The organism is Neorhizobium sp. SHOUNA12A, from assembly GCF_023006505.1.
In the GTDB taxonomy this organism is placed as follows: Bacteria; Pseudomonadota; Alphaproteobacteria; order Rhizobiales; family Rhizobiaceae; genus Neorhizobium.
This window is the reverse complement of record NZ_JALBGV010000203.1, coordinates 1-571: the sequence shown is the minus strand read 5'-3', so window position 1 is coordinate 571 and position 571 is coordinate 1. Positions and strand designations below refer to the sequence as shown.

1 protein-coding gene is annotated in these 571 nt (G+C 64.8%); it reads left to right on the top strand.

The window, feature by feature from the left end; translation table 11 throughout:
* A partial coding sequence (locus MOV63_RS32480; RefSeq protein ID WP_247039845.1) for a peptidoglycan-binding domain-containing protein occupies positions 1 to 389 on the top strand: 389 nt, incomplete at its 5' end.
* Positions 390 to 571 lie beyond the last annotated feature (182 nt).

Below are 571 nucleotides of genomic sequence, written 5' to 3'. Positions count from 1 at the left end.
AGCCGCCACGGCCCGTTTCGCCGGCCCGTCCGGTCGAGAGCGCCAATGCGCACGGCGAAGATCCAGTTGCCGCGGCGATCCGCGCCTCCGAGCGCAAACCGACGATGACGCCGCCCGCCAATATTCCGAACGCAGCGTCGAATTCCGTCAGGCCTGCGGCCACCCCGGTCTCCCAGAAGCCGAACGCCCCCGTTCAGCCCACGGACCTGGTGCTGCAGATCCAGCGCGGCCTGTCGAACATCGCTTATGCGGATGTCGGAGTCGACGGCGTTGCCGGCGCCCAGACCAAGGCCGCTATCCGCCGCTTCCAGCGCCACTACCGCCTGCCCGAGACCGGCGAGCCCGACGAGCTGGTGCTGAAGAAGCTGAAGTCGATCGGCGCGCTGTAGGGGGCGCCGTCGCTCTCAATCTCCGGAATGTTCTTGTTTATTACGGCGAGGGCCACCAGCGACCGCTTTTGGCCGATACCGTTGAAAAAGTCGCGTGCTGATCTTGCTAGAACGCTTCCGTTGTAGCGACATGCCGAGATGTATTTCCCGTCACGCCGGTTTTGGCGTTGGTTGCGGGATCA